Source organism: Streptomyces sp. YIM 98790 (assembly GCF_011421595.1).
Taxonomy (GTDB): domain Bacteria; phylum Actinomycetota; class Actinomycetes; order Streptomycetales; family Streptomycetaceae; genus Streptomyces.
In genome coordinates, this window is sequence record NZ_WTLH01000138.1 from 1 (window position 1) to 16,460 (window position 16,460).

Sequence of the window (16,460 nt, forward strand, 5' to 3'; positions counted from 1 at the left end):
GTGGCGGCGAGCAGCGTGCCGCCGCCGGCCGCGGCCACCGCCGCGGTGCCCCAGGCGGACTGCGCGTCGGCCTGCCCGGCGGCCAGCGCGCCGTGGCCGGCCCGGACGTGATACCTGCCGTCCTTGCCGTCCTTGCCGTGGCCGTCCTTGCCGTGCTTCGGGAGGTCATGGCAGACGCCGCCGCGCACCAGGTCCAGGTGCATGGCCACCACCGGCCGCGCGGCCTTGGCCGCCGCGGTGATCTCGGCGTTGCGGCCCGCGTCGATCTGGTGGTCGATCAGCTTCAGGGTTTCGCGGTGCGCCGCGTCCTGGGCGGCCAGCCACGCCTTGTCGTAGGCGGAGGTGCCGGCCTTGGCCCGCACCTTGTCGAGGGTCTTCTGCTGCTCGGGCGTGGGTGCGTCCGGCAGCTTCACGTCCAGCTTGTCGGCGAGCGCCTTGAGGTCGGCGTCCAGCTTGGAGTGGTCGCGCACCAGCAGGGCGCCGACATCCCGCACGCACTCGGTGGTGGCGTGCTTGCGGGCGTCCTTGCCGGCCGCGATCTCGGCCAGGTTGCCCTGGTGGGCCGCCTTGGCGAAGCCGGCGTCGAGCGGGGCCGGGGGAGGGGTGCCGTCGGCGAGCGCGGTGCCCGCGGCGGTGCCGGTGAGCAGGGTGGCCGCCAGCACGGCGGCCGCCAGTCGGGGTGCTTTCACGATCGGATCACTTCCACGTCGTCGGGGAACGGGCGCCGGGCGGCGCCCACCCCGTCACGGTGCGTGATCATCTGCCGGTCCGCATGCGGGGCCGCCCGAAGAGGTGATCCGGCGCGGCGGGGAGAAGCCGTCCGGCGGCGGCACGGGCCCCGCCCGCCCGGCCGGAAGGCCGGCGGACGGGCGGACGGACGGCGCCGGGGCACGCCCGGTGGTGATCCGGCCGCGGCCGGGCCGCCGTTGCACACGGAGCCTCGTCCCTCGCCGCCCCCGGGCGAGGCGCTAGGCTCCCCTCCATCGACGCACACCGCTTCCCTCAGCAGCCCCCGCCCGGCCCCGGCTTCGGCCCGCCCGTGCCGCCTTCCGTGCCGCCGCCGGCGCCGACCCCCGGCCCGCCGCCGGCCGTGCCGCCGTCGCCGCCGCCGGGGCGGCGCGGCTATGCCGCCGGCCTGTTCTTCTTCGGCCAGGGCCAGCGCTGGGTGGTGCGTCACCCGGCCGGCTACGCCCGCTGCCTGATCCCGGCGCTGATCACCTTCGCGCTCTACACCGCCGCCCTGGTCCTGCTCACGCTGTGGGCGGACGACCTGGCCGCGTGGGTGACGCCCTTCGCCGACGACTGGGACTCCGGCTGGCGCACCGCACTGCGGGTGGTCGTGGGCATCGCCTTCGTCGGCGCCGGTCTGCTGCTCGCGGCCCTCACCTTCACCGCCGTCACCCTGCTGATCGGCGACCCGTTCTACGACGCCCTCTCGGTACGCGTGGAGGCACGCTACGGCCCGGTGCCCTCCGGCCCGGACCGCCCGCTCTGGCGGGAGCTGTGGATCTCGCTCGTGGAGAGCCTCTTCATGCTGTGGCGGGCCCTGCTGTTCGCCGTCCCGCTCTTCCTCCTCGGCCTGGTGCCGTTTCTGGGCCAGCTCCTCGCCCCGGTGCTGGGCATCGCCGTCGCCGGTTTCTTCCTCACCACCGAGCTGGCCTCCTACGCCCTGGCCCGGCGCGGCATCCCGGTCAAGGCCCGGCTGCGCCTGATGCGGGAACACCGCAAGCGCGCGCTCGGTTTCGGCATCCCGCTCGCACTGCTCTTCCTGGTCCCGCTGGCCGCCGTCTTCCTCATGCCCGGCGCCGTCGCCGGTGCCACCCTCCTCGCCCGCGACCTGCACCCGGCCGCGCCGCCCTCCTCCCCGCACCCGCCGGGCGGGGCGGCCCGGCAGCGATAGAAGCCCCCGGACCGGTCAGAACCGCAGGAGACGGAAACGCCGCGGTATCAGCCTGCGCTGTTCCCGGGCCCAGTCGTAGTGGGGCGCGAGGGCGAGTGCCCGGTCGAAGTCGGCCAGCGCCGGCGTGTAGCGCTCGGCGGCCCGGTGCACCTCCCCGCGGGCGGCGAGGGCGAAGACGTCGTCGGGGTCGAGGCGCAGCGCCTTGTCCAGGTCCCGCAGAGCCCGCCTGGTGCGTCCCGCCGTGCGGTGCAGCTCGCCGCGGCTGGCGAGCGCGGGCACGTACTCGGGATCGAGGGCGATCGCCCGGTCCAGGTCGGCCAGGGCGCCGNCGGGGTCGAGGCGCAGCGCCTTGTCCAGGTCCCGCAGAGCCCGCCTGGTGCGTCCCGCCGTGCGGTGCAGCTCGCCGCGGCTGGCGAGCGCGGGCACGTACTCGGGATCGAGGGCGATCGCCCGGTCCAGGTCGGCCAGGGCGCCGTGCAGGTCCCCGGTCAGGCGGCGCACCTCACCCCGGCCGGCCAGGGCGGAGACGTTGTCGGGCGCGATCCTCAGCGCCCGGTCGAAGTCCTTCCGGGCGTGCGGGTAGAGCCCGAGGGCGAGGTGGACCAGGCCCCGGTCGGTCAGGGCCGCGTGATCCGCGGCACGGTTCTCCAGGGCCCGGTCGAAATCGGCCCGCGCCTCCTCGTCGCGCCCGGCCCGCGCGTGGAGCCTGCCGCGGGCGACGAGGGCGGGGCCGTTGCCGGGGTCGAGAAGCAGGGCCTGCTCCAGGTCGGACGCGGCGGCGTCGTCGTCCCCGTCCAGCAGGCGGGCCTCGGCACGGTAGGCGTGGGCGCAGGCACGGCCGGAGACATCGTCGACGGGGTCGAGGGTGATCGCCCGGTCCAGGTCGGCCAGGGCTTTGCGGTGGCGGCCGGCCACGAGGTGGACGTGNTTTGCGGTGGCGGCCGGCCACGAGGTGGACGTGCCCGCGGCGGGCGAGCACGAGGGCGAGGGCGTCGCCCGTCGCGAAAACCGACGCGTGGTCGAGGTCGGACAGCGCCCCGGCGTGGTCTCCCCGGTCGGCATGGAGCGCCGCACGGCTGGTGAGGGCCGCCACGTTGTCGGGATCGAGGGCCAGGGCCCGGTCCAGGTCGGCCCCGGCCTGGCTGAAGCGCCCGGCCAGCCGGTGGATCTCGCCGCGGATGGTGAGGGCCGCCACGTTGTCCGGATCGAGGGTGAGGGCGCGGTTCAGATCGGTCAGGGCCCGGTTGATCCGGTTGTCCGACCGGTGTATCTCCGCTCGGCTCACCCGGGCCGCCACGTTGCCGGGATCGAGGACCAGGGCCCGGTCCAGGTCGGCCCTGGCTTCGGTGAAGCGCCCGGCCAGCCGGCGGATCTCGCCGCGCCGGGCCGGCACCGCGGGATCGTCGGGAGCCAGTTCTGCCGCCCGGCGCAGGTCCGCCGCGGCCCGGTCCGGGCGGCCGGCGTGCTGGTGCAGCAGGGCCCGGTCGGCAAGGGCACGGGGCTGGTCCGGGACGAGCCGGAGCGCCTGGTCGAGAGCGGTCAGCGCCTGGTCGCGGAGTCCCCGGTTGCTGAGATCCGCGGCCTTCTCCACCAGCATCCGCGCCTCCTCCCCGGCGTCCTTCCCCAGGCCCTCCCGGGCGCGCGGTCCGGTGCTCTCCTCGCTGCCCTGTCCGGGGTCCTCCCCGGGGTCCTGTCCGGCACCGGGGCCGACGGCCTCGACGGCTTCGGCCTCGACGGCTTCGGCCTCGGGGGCTTCGGCCTCGACGGCTTCCGCCTCGGGGGCTTCGGCAGCCGGTTCCGCCGGGAGGCCGGCGATCCCGGGGTGGGGGTCCAGGGTCTGCCGGGCGAGGCCGGCGACGAACGCCGTGTCATCCCGCGCCAGGCGCGACAGCTCCTCCCGCGCGGTCAGGGCCCGCCCGGGGTCGTCTCCGGTGAGCCACTCGGCCAGCACCAGTGCGGCGCCGGCCCGCACCTGCGGGACCGGGTTCTCCAGCGCCGCCCGCAGATGGGCCGGAAGCGGCACCGGGGCGACCGGAATGCCGGCCGGACTGCGGGCCAGCCAGATCCGGCCCTCGGCGGCGTAGAGCCACCGCTGCGGGGTCTGCTGCCCGTTCCGCTCCTTGACGTAGGCGAAGGCGTGGTCGTAGGCGTCCTCCACCGACACCAGCCCGTCCCGGTCGGTGTCGGCGGCCCCGGTCACCAGGCCGTCCACCAGGCCGGCGGTGAACACCGAGGTCCGGGCCGCGTCCGCCTGCCCGGCACCGTCGCCGGTCCCGCCGTCGGCGGCCAGCGGGTCGCCCTCGAAGGAGTACTCCTCGGCGCGGGAGGCCGTCAGCACCGCCCGGCCCCGGCCCGGACCGGCCAGCCGCTGCTCCAGGCGCAGCGTGTCCTCCCCGGCCTTCGCCCCGCGGACGAACGCCCCGGAGAAGCAGCAGTCCAGGATCAGCACCTGCCGCCGCGCCCGGCACTCGTCGAGCAGATCCGTCAGCCACCCGGGCTCCACCCCGGTGGACGCCAGCCGCTCCCTGCGGGTGTCGCGGGCGGCGAAGTACAGCCGCCCCCGCGCGTCCAGCAGCCCGTGGCACGAGAGGTACACCACCAGCAGTTCGTCCGGGCCGCGGCCGTGCAGGAAGTCCTCCAGCCCCATGCGCAGCGCCTGCGCCGTGGGGTCGGCCAGCACCGTCACCTCGAACCCGCCGATCGCGGGGTCGCCCAGCACCCGCGCCAGTTCCCTGGCGTCCCGGGCAGGGGAGCGCAGCCGGGACAGCGTCGTGTCCTCGTAGACGGAGGTCCCCACCACCAGGGCCGACCGTCTGCCCGGCGGGAAATCAGGAGCCGGAACCGTGACGTGCAAGCCACACCTCGATGAGCTGCTCCTGCCGTTCCGGGGAAACCCCGGTCACCTTCAGCACATCGTCCCCGAAGGCGATCTCCACCGAGCGCACGGCGTCCCGCGCGGCCCAGCGGCGGACCGCCTCCACCACCTTCCGCAGGCCCGCGGTGACACCCATCCGCACAAGCAGCGCGCCCGCCATGGTGCCCAGGCCCTTGGCGCCCTCGGGGAGGTCCGCCGCGGTGACCGGCTCCACCGCCGCCACGTCCAGCTCCAGCAACTCCCGGCGCAGTCCGCGTGCCAGGGACGCCAGTTCCGCCGCGTCATGGTCCGGCCCCGCCGCCACGCGCACCACAACGGCTCCCGCCCCGTCCATTCCGGCCCCCTCAGCCTCTGTTCCGGCCGGCTCCCGCCGGGTCCGGCTCTCCGACACACCAACGCACGAGTGACAGCAATATGTCATACCGTCACCGGCAGCCACCGTGAGCGGTGCGGGAGGAACGGCCCCGGGCCGCAGCGCTGTCCGCCCGCCCGGCGTCGCCCGGCGTCGCCCGGATTCCGCCGCGTACCCGGCGCCGGGGGCAGGAGGGGCAGGACGGGCCGCGCCCGGCCCGCCGGGGGTGGCGGACCGGGCACGGGTGCGGCGAGACGGAGCCGAAGGGGATCAGCCCTTCTTGGTCTCCCAGTAACCGGCCAGGTTCCTGACCTGCGGCAACTCCCGCCGCGCGTCGGTGACCTGGCCTTTTTCCGCTTGCCCGCGTTGGCTCCGGACGGGCCCTTACGACTGTTCTGCGGACTCTGGGCGGATTCGCTCGGGTCCTCCCGGGAGAGCGGTCCTCGCTGCTCAGGCCGCAGGGGTGGCAGGACGGAAGCACGGGCGAAGCGGGTATTGATGGTGGCGTCGTACAGGTGTCCGCCGGCGGGTCGGCCGAGCTGTGCCGTGCCCTCCACGGCCAGTCCGCGCCGTCGGCTGCTGCAAGGGTGCCGTCGGCGGGCGGGGCGGTCACCGGCCCGTTTCCGGCTGACTGCCCAGGTTTACCGCCGTCACGCCGCAGAGTTGGCGTACGAGCTGGGAGGCGATGAGCCAGCGCAGTCGGTGCCGGTCGCGGTAGGACACCGGGGTGTCGTCTCCCTCATCTGCTGCCAGGCCGCCGCCGGGAGTGGCTCGGTAGGAGGTGCCGATCACACCGTAGAGACGGGGCAGCCGGGCCCGGACCACGATGAACCCGGCGGACGCCAGGTGGGGGCAGCGCTGGGCCGCGAGGCGGGCGTGTTCGGCGCATACCGGAGGCTGGGCGGTCAGCATCCCTTCCAGGCCGTCAGGGGAGCGCCGTCCGTTCGGGCCGGCGGACTCCATGAACAGCCAGCCGGCCCCGGTGCGGCTGGCGGGGCGCAGGCAGACCTGGCAGCGCAGCCAGGTCATGGCCTCGCGCTGGCGGGAGGGGTGGACCTCGGCGAAGCGGGGGGCGCCGGTCAGGCGGTCGCCGTCGCGGGACTGGGAGACCCTGCCCCACAGCACGCCCTGCGCGTCGCGGTCGCCGGGCTCCTCGGCCAGGTAGCGCAGGCCCCGTCCGCCCGGCAGGAGGCCGAGGTTGGCGGCGTAGTCGGGTTCTTCGCCGTGGCGGGCGGTGATGTAGGGGATGACGGCGGGCGGTGCCGCCGTAGTGGTCACGCCGCCGCCCCGATCTCGGCGGTGAGCACGATGGGCCGGTGGTCGGAGGCGGAATCGGCGAGCTCGGATGCGTGGGTGGCGTACACCTTCGGCCGTACCTCTCCGGTGACCAGGGCGTGGTCGATGCGCGAGGGCTGTGCCGAATCGGTCGGGTAATGGCCCACGGTCGGCTTGCGGGCCTGGCGCACGACGGTCTGGGGGTCGATCCAGCCTGAGTTGAGCAGCACGCGGAGCGCGCGCCGGTCGGCCGGCCCCCAGCTCCCGTCAGCGTGAATCTGCCGGTAGCGGCTCCAGGTGTTGCGCGGGATGAGGTTCCAGTCCGGTTCCGGGTCCTGCTCGGCCAGGACGTTCAGGTCGCCCATGAGGAGGGCATTGCGGGGTTGGCCGGGGAACGGGCCGGCGTTGTCGGTCATCCACCGCGCTTCGCGGAGGCGGGTGTCGCCGTCGGTCCAGGCCAGGTGGGTGGCCAGCACGGCGAACTCGACGCCGTCGATGGCCAGGTGGGCGCGGGCGAGCCCGTGGTGGAAGGCGCCGTTTCCGACCGGGGCCTGGTAGCGCAGCACGTTGACCCGCTCGGGCCGGTAGAGGATTGCCAGGTGGTTGGGGCTGGTGCCGACGTCGGAGGAGACGCGGGAGGTCACCGGAGTGAGCCAGGCCATGCGCAGGGCCTCGGCCAGCTCCTGAAGGCGCCACCAGCCGCCGGCGTCCCAGTGCGTCATCTCGGTGAGCGTGACGATGTCCGGCTCGCCGTAGGTCTGGGTGATCTCGTCGGCAAGGACGCTGATCTGCTGCTTGCGGCGGGTCTCGTCCCCGCCGTCGATGCCGCCGACGTAGAGGTTCCACGACGCCGCTCGCACCACGGTTGTGCTCATACAGCTCTCATTCCTTGTGTGCTGGTGATCGGCCGCTCCGCAGGGGTGCGGGCGGAAGTGCGGTGGTGGTGCCGTCTCCCCCGGGCCGGGGGTGGTCACCGGCCCGGGGGAGACGGGGCGGCCCGCGTCACGGGATGCGCGGGCCGGGAAGGGCACGTCTCCGCCGGACGGGGCTACCGGTGGGGACGGCCGGTGGCCTGCATGTTCTCCGGCGCGGTTGTCCACTCCGTCTCTCTGCTCACTGGGGCCAGCAGGTGACTGCCGACCCGGGCCTCGAGCTGGGCTCCCAGCTCGTCGCTGAGCGCGGCGAGCTGTTCCCCGATGTTTCCGGCGGCGCATTCGCGGTACGCGAAGGCCGCCAGGAAGGTGTTCGCGCTGGAGCGGGTGAGGACGACACATCCGTTCTCGCCCAGCATGAGGCTGGTGGTGAGGCGGCCGGCCTCGCTGCGGGCGATCAGTTGCCGGGCGACGGAGCCCTGGGCGGCACCGAGGGCGGACAGGTCCCGTGCGTCGTCCGGTCCGATGCCCGCGCAGGCCAGGGCCATGCCGTCGGCCGTGAGGGCCAGGACGCCCCATACGCCGGCCAGTTGGCCGACCCTGTGGTGCAGCAGCGCGCTGATGGCGGCGTCATCCATGGCGTTCCTGATTCTGTTGGGGTGAGGCGGGGTGCCGACTGCCGTCGTTCATCGAAGTCCCGCCTTTGTCCAGTGAGTTGACAGGTGCGTGTGGGAACAGGGAAAGCAGGCGCGGACGCGTATCGGGTACGGGCGGCCGTAGATCCGTGCGTCGGTGATCTCTCCGGCTGCTTCGCCGGGTCCGCTCAGCGGCTGGTGGCAGTACCGGCACGCCCGCCCGTGGAGTACGGCGGACGGCACCTGCTCCTCGTCCGGCACCGGCTGGTCCGCCATGGGGGCATCACCCTGTTCTCCTTGCCGCCCCTCGCGGGCGGTAGGGCCGGCGCCGGTGTGTCGGCATCGGTGTCTCAGCGGCGGTGCGTGCTGTCTCCACCCGGTACAGCAGGGTCCTGACGCAGCCGGTCAGTAACCGGAGACGGCCGAGCGCGGTCGCGCGTGAGGAGCAGGGGGCTCTGCTGACGGCGACAGCAAGGTCGATGAGCTCGGCCCAGCAGTGGCGGGAGACGCCAGTTGTCGCCGAGTCGCGGTACCGGCGGGCCTGGGGAAGCAACAGGGCCAGGTGGTGTTGCAGCGCCCTGGTCTGCACGCCGACCTCACGTGAGGACGGAGCGAGTGTTCGGAGCAGCCGCTCCGACGCGGCCACGGCGATGCGGACCTGCTCCGGGTGGTGCGGCGCTCGCCGATCGCCTGGCGCGGCGGGAGCCGCATCCGCCCGTTCAGGAGCCGGTGCCCCGGTACCGGGCGGTACCACGGCAGTGGGGACGCGGTCTGCGGGAAGTGGGCTGGTGGACATCGGAGTTCGGCCCTTCCTCGACGCAAGGCGAAGCAAGCAGCCCAGAGTGCTGCCGACGGCTTCCCTCGCCCCGAATGCGGCTAGTTCCTGGTGTCCACCACTGTCCCCATATGGCGATGCACCGTCACGAGCGGCCGTGTCCAGATTCCGTGGACCACGACGACGCTTCTGACGTGGGACGATGGGATCTATTGGACAGACGGTGGGACAGAATGTGCTCCGCCTGCGTGGAAGTCACCCTGCCTCTGGGTAGATCCCTCGTTACCGTGGCCGGGCAATCAACCCGCAGGGAGCACCAATGGCGCACCGCCCAAAGCCCGGGTCCAAGGCGGATCGCGAGGCACTTCGCCACGAAATGACGAGGCGCGGCAGCGTGACTGCGGATATCGCCGTCGAAATGCGCGTCCGTTTCGGCATGCGCCCTCGCGAGGCGTTCCGGCACGCACACGGCTGGACTCTGCAACAGACCTCCGACCGGCTGAACGACCTCTCGGCGCAGCGGCCCGGTGCGGCTGTGGCTGCGGACGCCTCACTGGTCGGCAAATGGGAGCGGTGGCCCGCTCCGGCCGGCCGGAGACCCTCCCTGAACGTCCTGCTGCTTCTGGCCGAGGTGTTCGGCTGCCGGATGGACGAGCTGCTGGACCTGGAGGACCGGCGTGCCATGCCGGAGAGCGACCTGCGGGTGCTGGCACACCAGGCAGCGGCCGCCGAACCACCCCGGGAAGCAGGCATGCAGCCTTCCCCCGCTACGGCTGCGGCAGCCGAGCCGACCGGTCCGGAGATGGTGCGCACCGCTGCGGCCGAGGCAGCGGACTGGGCGCGGTGGGCCGAGGCGTCCAACGTCGGCGATCTCGCCCTGGAGCAACTGGTAGCCGAGACACGGGCCTTGTCCGCCGACTATCTCGTCGGCGAGCCGCTGCCCCTCTTCGCACAGGCCCGCCGCCTGCGCGACCAGGTCTGGGCCCTGTTGGAAGGACGGCAGTACCCACGACAGACCCGGGACCTGTACAGCGTGGCCGGCTATCTCTGCGGAATTCTGGCCTGGATCAGCTCGGACCTGGGGCAACTGCGGGAGGCCGACACACAGGGCCGCACCGCATGGCTGTGCGCGGAACTCGCCGATCACCGCGACCTGCGGGCATGGGTGCTGTCCACCCGCTCCAAGGTGGCGTTCTGGGACGGCCGGATGCGGGACGCGATCGGCTTCGCCCGACGCGGCGCGGACTACCGTCCGGACGGTTCGGCCGGTGTGCTGCTGGCCTGTCAGGAGGCCGACGCGTGGTCCCAGCTCGGCGCGGCAGAGGAAGCGCGGGCGGCGCTGCACAGGTCGCTCGATGTGCGGGAGTCCGTGACCACCCCGGATGAGATCGGCGGACTGCTGTCCTGCGGTGACTACCGCCGTGCCAACTACACCGCGGCCGTACAGCTCCGTGTCGGCGAGCCGGGCTCGGCGCTGCGGACCACGCAGGCCGCGCTGGGCGAATCCGCCGCCCAGCCCTACGGCACGGTGGCTCAGATGCGCATCGCGCAGGCTGCCGCTCACCTGGCCCTGAACGGTCCCGAGGCCGCCGCCGAAGCGCTCCTTCCCGTTCTTGCCCTGCCGCCCGAGCAGCGGCTTGACCCGGTGACCCGCCGGCTGCGCGAGCTCGCCGCCGCAGTGGCTCGCTCTCCCGCGGCGGGCAGCCGGCCAGCAGCGCGTCTGCAAGAGGCCATCGAGGAATTCGCTCTGGACTCCGCACCGCGCCGTCTCGCCCTCACCTCGGGCAACGATGTCTCCTGAAGGGAGCGCCACCATGACCACCGCCGTTCAGAACATGGCCGACCACTGGTGGTGGCGGCCCGGCTGGCGTCCCGGCCGGACCTTCTACACCTGGCACCTCACCTGGCGGAACGCACCCGAGGTGCTGCGCTTCGCCGACGAGGCGCGCCGGGCCCTGGAGGACGTCCCCGGCCTCGATCCCGTCCCCGACCGGTGGCTTCATCTGACCATGCAGGGGCTGGGATTCACCGACGAGGTGGCGGAAGCGGACGTCCGGGCCGTGGTGGAGGCGGCCCGAGCCCGTCTCGCCACCGTATCCCCGCCCAAGGTGACCGTTTCGGGGCCGGTGGTGACCCCGGAGGCGATCTACGGTGTTCCGGAGCCGGTCTCCGCCATCGCGGCGATCCGCGCCGCCATCCGACAGGCCGTCGCCGATGTGTGGCCGGCGGTACCGGAGCCGGAAGCCGGCTTCCGGCCCCACATCACCGTCGCCTACAGCAGCGCAGACGGGCCGGCCGCTCCCGTGCACGAGGCACTGGCGGCGGCCCGTATCGCCCCGGCCGCCGCCGGGATCACCACGGCTGAGCTGATCGTTCTCCACCGGGACCACCGCATGTATCAGTGGGAGACCTGTACCGAAGTACCGCTCGGATGAGCCGTTGCCTCACATCCGGTCGGGGGCGGTGATGCCCAGGAGGCCCAGGCCGCGGGCGAGGGTGGTGCCGGTGAGCCGGCACAGGGCCAGGCGATTGGCACGGGTTTCGGCATCGGCCTTCAGGACGGGGCAGGACTCGTAGAAGTCGGTGTATGCCTTGGCAACGGAGTACAGATAGCCGGCCAGCCTGTGCGGTTCGAGGGTGTCGGCGACGCCGTTGAGTACGGAGCTGAACTCATCCAGAAGCAAGGCGAGTTGGCGCTCGGCGGGTTCGAGGGCGAGAGCGGGCCGGAACCGGGCCTGCGCCGCTGAGTCGCCCGCGCGGCGGAGGATGGAGGCGATGCGGGTGTGGGTGTACTGGAGGTAGACACCGGTCTGGCCGCTGAAGGAGACCATGCGGGCGACATCGAAGGAGTAGTCCTTGACGCGTGAGGTGGACAGTTCGGCGTACTTGACCGCGCCGATACTGGCGACCTGCGCGATGCGGTCCAAGTCGGCGTCGTGGAGGTCCGGGTTCTTCTCCGTGACGACCTCCTGGGCGCGGCCGTAGGCATCGTCGAGGAGGTCCGCCAGGCGGACCGTGCCGCCGGAGCGGGTCTTGAAGGGCCGGCCGTCCGGACCGTTGATGGTGCCGTTCTGGACGTGGACCGCCTGGATGTCATCCGTCAGCCAGCCCGCGAGGCGGGCGGTGCGAAAGAGCATGGCGAAGTGCTGGGACTGGCGCGCGTCGACGACATAGAGCAGGCGGGTGGCCTTCAGCTCCTGGGTGCGGTAGCGGATGGCGGCCAGATCGGTGGCGGCGTATCCGAAGCCGCCGTCGGCCTTCTGCACGATCATCGGGACGGGCTTGTCCTCCGGCCCGCGGATATCGTCGAAGAAGACGCACCAGGCGCCTTCGCTCTCCTGCACGATGCCCTTCTCCCGCAGTTCGTCCACCACGCTCTGCAGACGGTCGTTGTAGAAGGACTCGCCCGCGACATCGTCGAGCGTGAGCAGTACGCCGAGACGGGCGTAGATCTGCTGAAAGGCGTTCTCGGACTCGGCGACGATCTCGCGCCAGGCGTGGACGGTCTCCGCGTCGCCGGCCTGGAGGGCGACCACGCGGCGCTGGGCGCGTTCCTTGAAGGCCGGGTCGGCGTCGAAGTGCTTGCGGGCCTCGCGGTAGAGGGAGTCCAGCGCCGAGACGGCGCTGCCCGCCTCGACGTGCCCCAGGTCCCTGGCATGCCACCGCAGTTCCGGATGCTCGGTCAGGTACTGGATGAGCATGCCGAATTGGGTGCCCCAGTCGCCGATGTGGTTCTGGCGGATCACCTGCGCGCCCAGGAAGTCCAGCACCCGGGCCAGGGCGTCGCCGATCAGGGTGGAGCGCAGGTGTCCGACGTGCATTTCCTTGGCGACGTTGGGCGCGGAGTAGTCCACGACCGCCACTTGGCCCCCCTGGGCCTCGGGCACGCCCAGGCGGGCGTCGCCGTACCGGAGGGCCAGGCGGCCGAGCAGCGCTTCATCGGCGAGATTGATGTTGAGGAAGCCAGGCCCGGAGACCTCGACCGAGCGGATCCACTCGACCCGCGACAGGGGCTCGCGCAGCTTCTCCGCTACCTCGCGGGGCTTCTCCCGCAGGCGCTTGGCCAGCGGCAGCGCCACGTTGGACTGGAAGTCGGCATGGTCGGAGCGTCGGACGAGCGGGTCCTGCCCGGCAAGTTCGGGCGGCAGTGTCCCGGCCATGGCCGCCGATACCGCTGCCTCCACCTCGTCGGCCAGCGACCGCACCCGCTCCGTCATGTGTCCGCACATCCTCCGTCGATCGGGCCGCGCGAGCGCGCGGCCCCGCCAAGCTGAGCTCCACTGTGGTGCAGCACGTCCGGACCAGCCGAAGCAGGGGCGAGCCCAAGGTCCGGCCGTCAGGTCACCGGCGCGCTGCACCACTAAGCATGGCAGGAGTTGCGTGGTGGTGCGGTCACGACCTGTCGATCAACGTCTCCAGGTGCTCGACGCTGGAGACGGCACGTGCCAGCCCTTCATCGGCAATCGGCTGCCGGTGAACCGGAGGCACATACAAGATGTGCTGAGACGTCGCCACCTCCGCGAGAATGCCGAGTTCCGATATTGGGATATCGGCGATCTCGGGTCGGGTAAACGGGAACGAGGCGCTGTGTACCAGCCGGGTGAGGTGATCGGAAGGGTAAAATTGCTCCAGATATTTCCGCAGCCGGGCGAATCTCTCCGGCCGGTTCTTGTGCGTCGAGTACAGCGAGGTCTCCACGGTATTCACCTGCCACAGGAACAGCGGCACCGTAGGAACGAGCGGATACCGGCGCAGCAGAAGGCTCGTCGCCTCGAACATCAGCGCCCCGTCCGGACCGGGGTCAAAACGCAGATCAGTCCACACCGTGTCCAGCGCCGAAACCCCGGGCGCCACGTCCACCGGAATTCCACGCCGCGCCGCCTCGGCCAGAATGAGTTGCGACGGAGTCACCAGCACGAGCGGATTGCCGGACGTCACATACGCGACGTGGCGGCCGGCTCCGGAGGTCGCGGCCCCGATCACCGCGTCCGCGACCTCGTGATACGTCTGCCGCCTCGCCTTGTTCTCGGCGTAAGCGGTGGACAGGTCCACCACCTCTGCCTCGTATCGCTCGCGCAGATAGTCCAGAACGAGACTCTGCGCGTGGAGCACATAAAGAGCGTCGGCGACGCGGAGCACGGATTCCGCTTCGTGGGTCATCTGCATGACGCTTACGGTGCCGATCCCCACGAGGGAAATCCGTGCCGCGCCGCTCTTCTCAGGAACGGTCACCCCTGTCCTCTCGGAAGCGAAGGTACGCAGTCGATCAGAGATCAGGCGGTGAGTCCGTCGTCGTCGTCGTAATTGCCGTTCTCGCGGATGAAGAAGTATTTCGTGTCACCCAGGAGCCGGTAGAGGGCATTCTCGTCCCCGGCCAGCAGCGCCCTGGCCTCTTCCTCGGTGAGGTCGAATCCGGTGAGTACATCCGGGTCACCGTCCCGGAGGCCAGTCCGGAGACCGAGGTCGTGGTTGCTGCGGTGCAGGACTTCACGAAGCGCCGACATAAAACCCTCCTGTCTGATTGCGTGTCCGGCAGCGTACTGACGGTAACTCCGGGGCGTATAGGGCTCATCCGGTCAGGACGCCACAAGATTGACCGCCGGCGCCCCGCCAGGCAGGCACTCGATACCGGGTCAACGGACAGGGCCACGGCTGTCCGGCGTGCCCGGCATCGCAGGCCGAACGCTGGCCGGAGCGGGCGCCGGGCGCTTGTGCGGACGTGTACTCCGCGCCTGAGCTGCGAGGGCGCGGGCACTGGGTGCGGGCCGGTGTGCGAAGCGTTGTATGCGCCAGATGAGCACGTGCGCGGGGGACCGGACGTCGTCAAGGCTCCTGGCAGGGATGACGCGATTCAGCAGATGCGCCGGATCGAGGCCGCTGGACTCGGCTTGGGCGAGTACAGCTTGCAGGGCCGCCCACGCGGGGTCGGACAGGATCTGCTCGGCATGGTCGGGCAGGGCTTGGCGCAGGTGGTGGGTGTAACGCTGGGTGGCGTCCAGCGGCGGGCCCTGCGGACCTACGCCCATCTGTGGCCCGGCGAGGACGACCGCACCCGGTCCGTGATGGACGCCGTTTGGGCGGCCTGCGGACCGGGTGCGGACCGAAGAGCCCTGCGGAGAAGGAAACCGCAGGTCAGAGGCCGTGAAGGGCGGTCAGCCCTTCTTGGTCTCCCAGAAGATCTTGTCGATCTCGGCGATCAGGTCGAGCGCCTTCTGGCCGGTGGCGGGGTCGGTGGATCCCTTGGCCGCGCTCAGCGCCTTCAGGGTGTCGTTCACCAGGACGTGGAGCTGCGGGTACTTCTCGAAGTGCGGCGGCTTGAAGTAGTCGCTCCACAGCACCGAGACGTGGTGCTTGGCGATCTCGGCGCGCTCCTCCTTGATCGTGGTGGCCCGGGCCCGGAAGTGCGGGTCCTCGTTGGCCTGGTACTTCTCCTGGATGGCCTTGACCGACTCGGCCTCGATCCGGGCCTGGGCCGGGTCGTAGACGCCGCAGGGCAGGTCGCAGTGTGCGCTGACCCTCAGCTTGGGTCCGAACAGGCGGGAGAACATAGCCGTCCTTCCTCGTGATCGTCTTTCCTGGATGCGACATTACTCCGTACGCGGCGGCATTTCGCGGCCGGACGGGTCCGGCGGGACGGCTTAGGCCGAAAGTCCGATGGTTGACTGAGCAACAGGGTCCAGGCCGAGGAAGGGGCGAGAAGGGCGTGAGACTGGCGCTGGCGGAGGTCTACAACGACTCCATGCTGCCCACGCTGCGACCGCGCGACCAGCTGCTGGTGGTGCACGGAGCCCGGGTGCGGCCGGGCGCCGTGGTGGTGCTGCGCCACCCGCACGAGCACGATCTGCTGGTGGTCAAGCGGGCCGTGGAACGGCGGCCGGACGGCTGGTGGGTGCTGAGCGACAACGCGCGGATGAGCAATGACAGCCGCGAGTTCGGCGCGGTGCCCGACGAGTTCCTGGTGGCGCGGGCGCTGCTGCGGCTGCGTCCGCCGCGCCGCACTCAGCCCTCGTGGACCCGCTCGGCGCTGGACTGGCTGCGCTCGGCGGTCCGGCCGCTGCCGTCCCGTTCACGGCGCTTGCGGGCCCGGTAGGCGGCGACATTCGCCCGGGTGGCGCAGCGGTCCGAGCAGTAGCGCTTGGACCGGTTGGTGGAGGTGTCGATGTAGGCGTTGCGGCAGGGCGCGGCCTCGCAGACACCGAGCCGGTCCACGCCCAGCTCGGTGAGCTGGAAGGCCAGGCCCATGCACGCGACGGCGGCGTAGGCGGCGGTGGCGTTGCCCGCGTGCTCGGCGAGGTGCAGGTGCCAGCGGGGGCGGCCCGCCTCGTCCAGCAGGTCGTGGCCGGAGATCTGCGGGCTGGCCGGGTACTCCAGCAGCAGGCCGTTGAGCAGGTCGACGGCGCGCACCTGGTCGCCCTCGGCGGCGGCGGCGAAGACGGCGCGCAGGCGGGCGCGGACGCCGCGCAGGCGGCCGACGTCCGCCTCGGTGGCGCGGCGGGCGGAGGGGTGGCCGGCGGCGAACAGTTCGCGGACGGCGTCCACGGAGGTCAGGACGTCGCTGCCGCGCAGGGGCTCCTCGGTGTTGACCAGCCGCACGGCGAGGTCCGCGTAATAGGTCAGTTCCACGTCGATCCTCACCCCGCGCCGCCGGTGATGCCTCCTGCCGCCGACTCTACTCGTAACGGTCAGCAATCGGAGCCGGCCATTACCCCGCCGCTGCCCCGCCGCGGCCGGGCCCGAGGCCCGGCCGTGGCGGCGAGTGCCGGCCGGCCGGGGGTG

Annotated in this window: 15 protein-coding genes and 1 pseudogene; 4 read left to right on the top strand and 12 right to left on the bottom strand. The window is 72.3% G+C overall.

Going from position 1 to position 16,460, the window contains the following annotated elements; genetic code table 11:
- Positions 1-689 (bottom strand): DUF4142 domain-containing protein (locus GQS09_RS20305; protein WP_313896241.1); only part of this gene is annotated, 689 nt, incomplete at its 3' end.
- A 401-nt stretch (positions 690-1,090) separates the two neighbouring features.
- Between GQS09_RS20305 and GQS09_RS20310 the strand changes: the two genes are divergently transcribed.
- Positions 1,091-1,900, top strand: a complete 810-nt coding sequence (locus GQS09_RS20310; RefSeq protein WP_313896242.1) for an EI24 domain-containing protein — start codon at positions 1,091-1,093, stop codon at positions 1,898-1,900.
- A 15-nt stretch (positions 1,901-1,915) separates the two neighbouring features.
- Here GQS09_RS20310 and GQS09_RS31030 read toward each other — a convergent pair whose 3' ends face one another.
- The 6 genes and pseudogenes from GQS09_RS31030 to GQS09_RS20340 form a co-directional block, all read right to left on the bottom strand.
- On the bottom strand, positions 1,916-2,962 hold the full coding sequence (locus tag GQS09_RS31030; protein ID WP_399552570.1) for a tetratricopeptide repeat protein: 1,047 nt from the start codon (positions 2,960-2,962) through the stop codon (positions 1,916-1,918).
- A pseudogene (locus tag GQS09_RS20320) lies at positions 2,934-4,754 on the bottom strand (tetratricopeptide repeat protein); the annotation flags it as partial. The pseudogene GQS09_RS20320 and the gene GQS09_RS31030, both read right to left, overlap by 29 nt.
- Positions 4,729-5,109 (bottom strand): hypothetical protein, encoded by a 381-nt coding sequence (locus tag GQS09_RS20325; protein ID WP_165988375.1) that lies wholly within the window; start codon positions 5,107-5,109, stop codon positions 4,729-4,731. The gene GQS09_RS20325 and the pseudogene GQS09_RS20320, both read right to left, overlap by 26 nt.
- Before the next feature lie 627 nt (positions 5,110-5,736).
- Positions 5,737-6,405, bottom strand: coding sequence for a hypothetical protein (locus GQS09_RS20330; RefSeq protein WP_243761602.1), 669 nt, complete (start codon positions 6,403-6,405; stop codon positions 5,737-5,739).
- Positions 6,402-7,277, bottom strand: coding sequence for an endonuclease/exonuclease/phosphatase family protein (locus GQS09_RS20335; RefSeq protein WP_093841248.1), 876 nt, complete (start codon positions 7,275-7,277; stop codon positions 6,402-6,404). Before GQS09_RS20335 ends, GQS09_RS20330 begins: the two co-directional genes overlap by 4 nt.
- 173 nt (positions 7,278-7,450) lie before the next feature.
- Positions 7,451-7,912, bottom strand: coding sequence for a roadblock/LC7 domain-containing protein (locus tag GQS09_RS20340; RefSeq protein ID WP_165988377.1), 462 nt, complete (start codon positions 7,910-7,912; stop codon positions 7,451-7,453).
- A 1,190-nt stretch (positions 7,913-9,102) separates the two neighbouring features.
- Between GQS09_RS20340 and GQS09_RS20345 the strand changes: the two genes are divergently transcribed.
- Complete coding sequence (locus GQS09_RS20345) at positions 9,103-10,485, top strand: helix-turn-helix transcriptional regulator (RefSeq protein ID WP_243761603.1); 1,383 nt, start codon at positions 9,103-9,105, stop codon at positions 10,483-10,485.
- Positions 10,486-10,498: 13 nt separating this feature from the next.
- Positions 10,499-11,119, top strand: a complete 621-nt coding sequence (locus GQS09_RS20350) for a 2'-5' RNA ligase family protein (RefSeq protein ID WP_243761604.1) — start codon at positions 10,499-10,501, stop codon at positions 11,117-11,119.
- Between the two features lie 9 nt (positions 11,120-11,128).
- Here the strand turns inward: GQS09_RS20350 and argS are convergent, their stop codons facing one another.
- From argS to sodN, 4 genes are all read right to left on the bottom strand, one after another.
- Positions 11,129-12,901: an arginine--tRNA ligase gene (gene argS / locus GQS09_RS20355; protein WP_165988379.1), complete on the bottom strand. Its 1,773-nt coding sequence runs from the start codon at positions 12,899-12,901 to the stop codon at positions 11,129-11,131.
- Between the two features lie 175 nt (positions 12,902-13,076).
- Positions 13,077-13,916: an SAM-dependent methyltransferase gene (locus tag GQS09_RS20360; protein ID WP_165988382.1), complete on the bottom strand. Its 840-nt coding sequence runs from the start codon at positions 13,914-13,916 to the stop codon at positions 13,077-13,079.
- A gap of 41 nt (positions 13,917-13,957) precedes the next feature.
- Positions 13,958-14,188 (bottom strand): hypothetical protein, encoded by a 231-nt coding sequence (locus GQS09_RS20365; protein WP_165988384.1) that lies wholly within the window; start codon positions 14,186-14,188, stop codon positions 13,958-13,960.
- Positions 14,189-14,836: 648 nt separating this feature from the next.
- On the bottom strand, positions 14,837-15,232 hold the full coding sequence (gene sodN / locus GQS09_RS20375) for a superoxide dismutase, Ni (protein ID WP_165988386.1): 396 nt from the start codon (positions 15,230-15,232) through the stop codon (positions 14,837-14,839).
- Between the two features lie 155 nt (positions 15,233-15,387).
- Between sodN and sodX the strand changes: the two genes are divergently transcribed.
- On the top strand, positions 15,388-15,774 hold the full coding sequence (sodX, locus tag GQS09_RS20380) for a nickel-type superoxide dismutase maturation protease (RefSeq protein WP_313896243.1): 387 nt from the start codon (positions 15,388-15,390) through the stop codon (positions 15,772-15,774).
- Here the strand turns inward: sodX and GQS09_RS20385 are convergent.
- Positions 15,684-16,307 carry an ABATE domain-containing protein gene (locus GQS09_RS20385; RefSeq protein ID WP_165988388.1) on the bottom strand — a complete coding sequence of 208 codons (624 nt, stop codon included), beginning with the start codon at positions 16,305-16,307 and terminating at the stop codon, positions 15,684-15,686. The two genes, sodX and GQS09_RS20385, sit on opposite strands and share 91 nt — an antisense overlap.
- Positions 16,308-16,460 lie beyond the last annotated feature (153 nt).

Bases quoted from the DNA above. Each gene is read 5' to 3' on its own strand.
- GQS09_RS20325 (WP_165988375.1), bottom strand. From the start codon at position 5,109: ATGGACGGGGCGGGAGCCGTTGTGGTGCGCGTGGCGGCGGGGCCGGAC.
- GQS09_RS20335 (WP_093841248.1), bottom strand. From the start codon at position 7,277: ATGAGCACAACCGTGGTGCGAGCGGCGTCGTGGAACCTCTACGTCGGC.
- GQS09_RS20340 (WP_165988377.1), bottom strand. From the start codon at position 7,912: ATGGATGACGCCGCCATCAGCGCGCTGCTGCACCACAGGGTCGGCCAA.
- GQS09_RS20345 (WP_243761603.1), top strand. From the start codon at position 9,103: ATGCGCGTCCGTTTCGGCATGCGCCCTCGCGAGGCGTTCCGGCACGCA.
- GQS09_RS20350 (WP_243761604.1), top strand. From the start codon at position 10,499: ATGACCACCGCCGTTCAGAACATGGCCGACCACTGGTGGTGGCGGCCC.
- argS (WP_165988379.1), bottom strand. From the start codon at position 12,901: ATGACGGAGCGGGTGCGGTCGCTGGCCGACGAGGTGGAGGCAGCGGTA.
- GQS09_RS20365 (WP_165988384.1), bottom strand. From the start codon at position 14,188: ATGTCGGCGCTTCGTGAAGTCCTGCACCGCAGCAACCACGACCTCGGT.
- sodN (WP_165988386.1), bottom strand. From the start codon at position 15,232: ATGTTCTCCCGCCTGTTCGGACCCAAGCTGAGGGTCAGCGCACACTGC.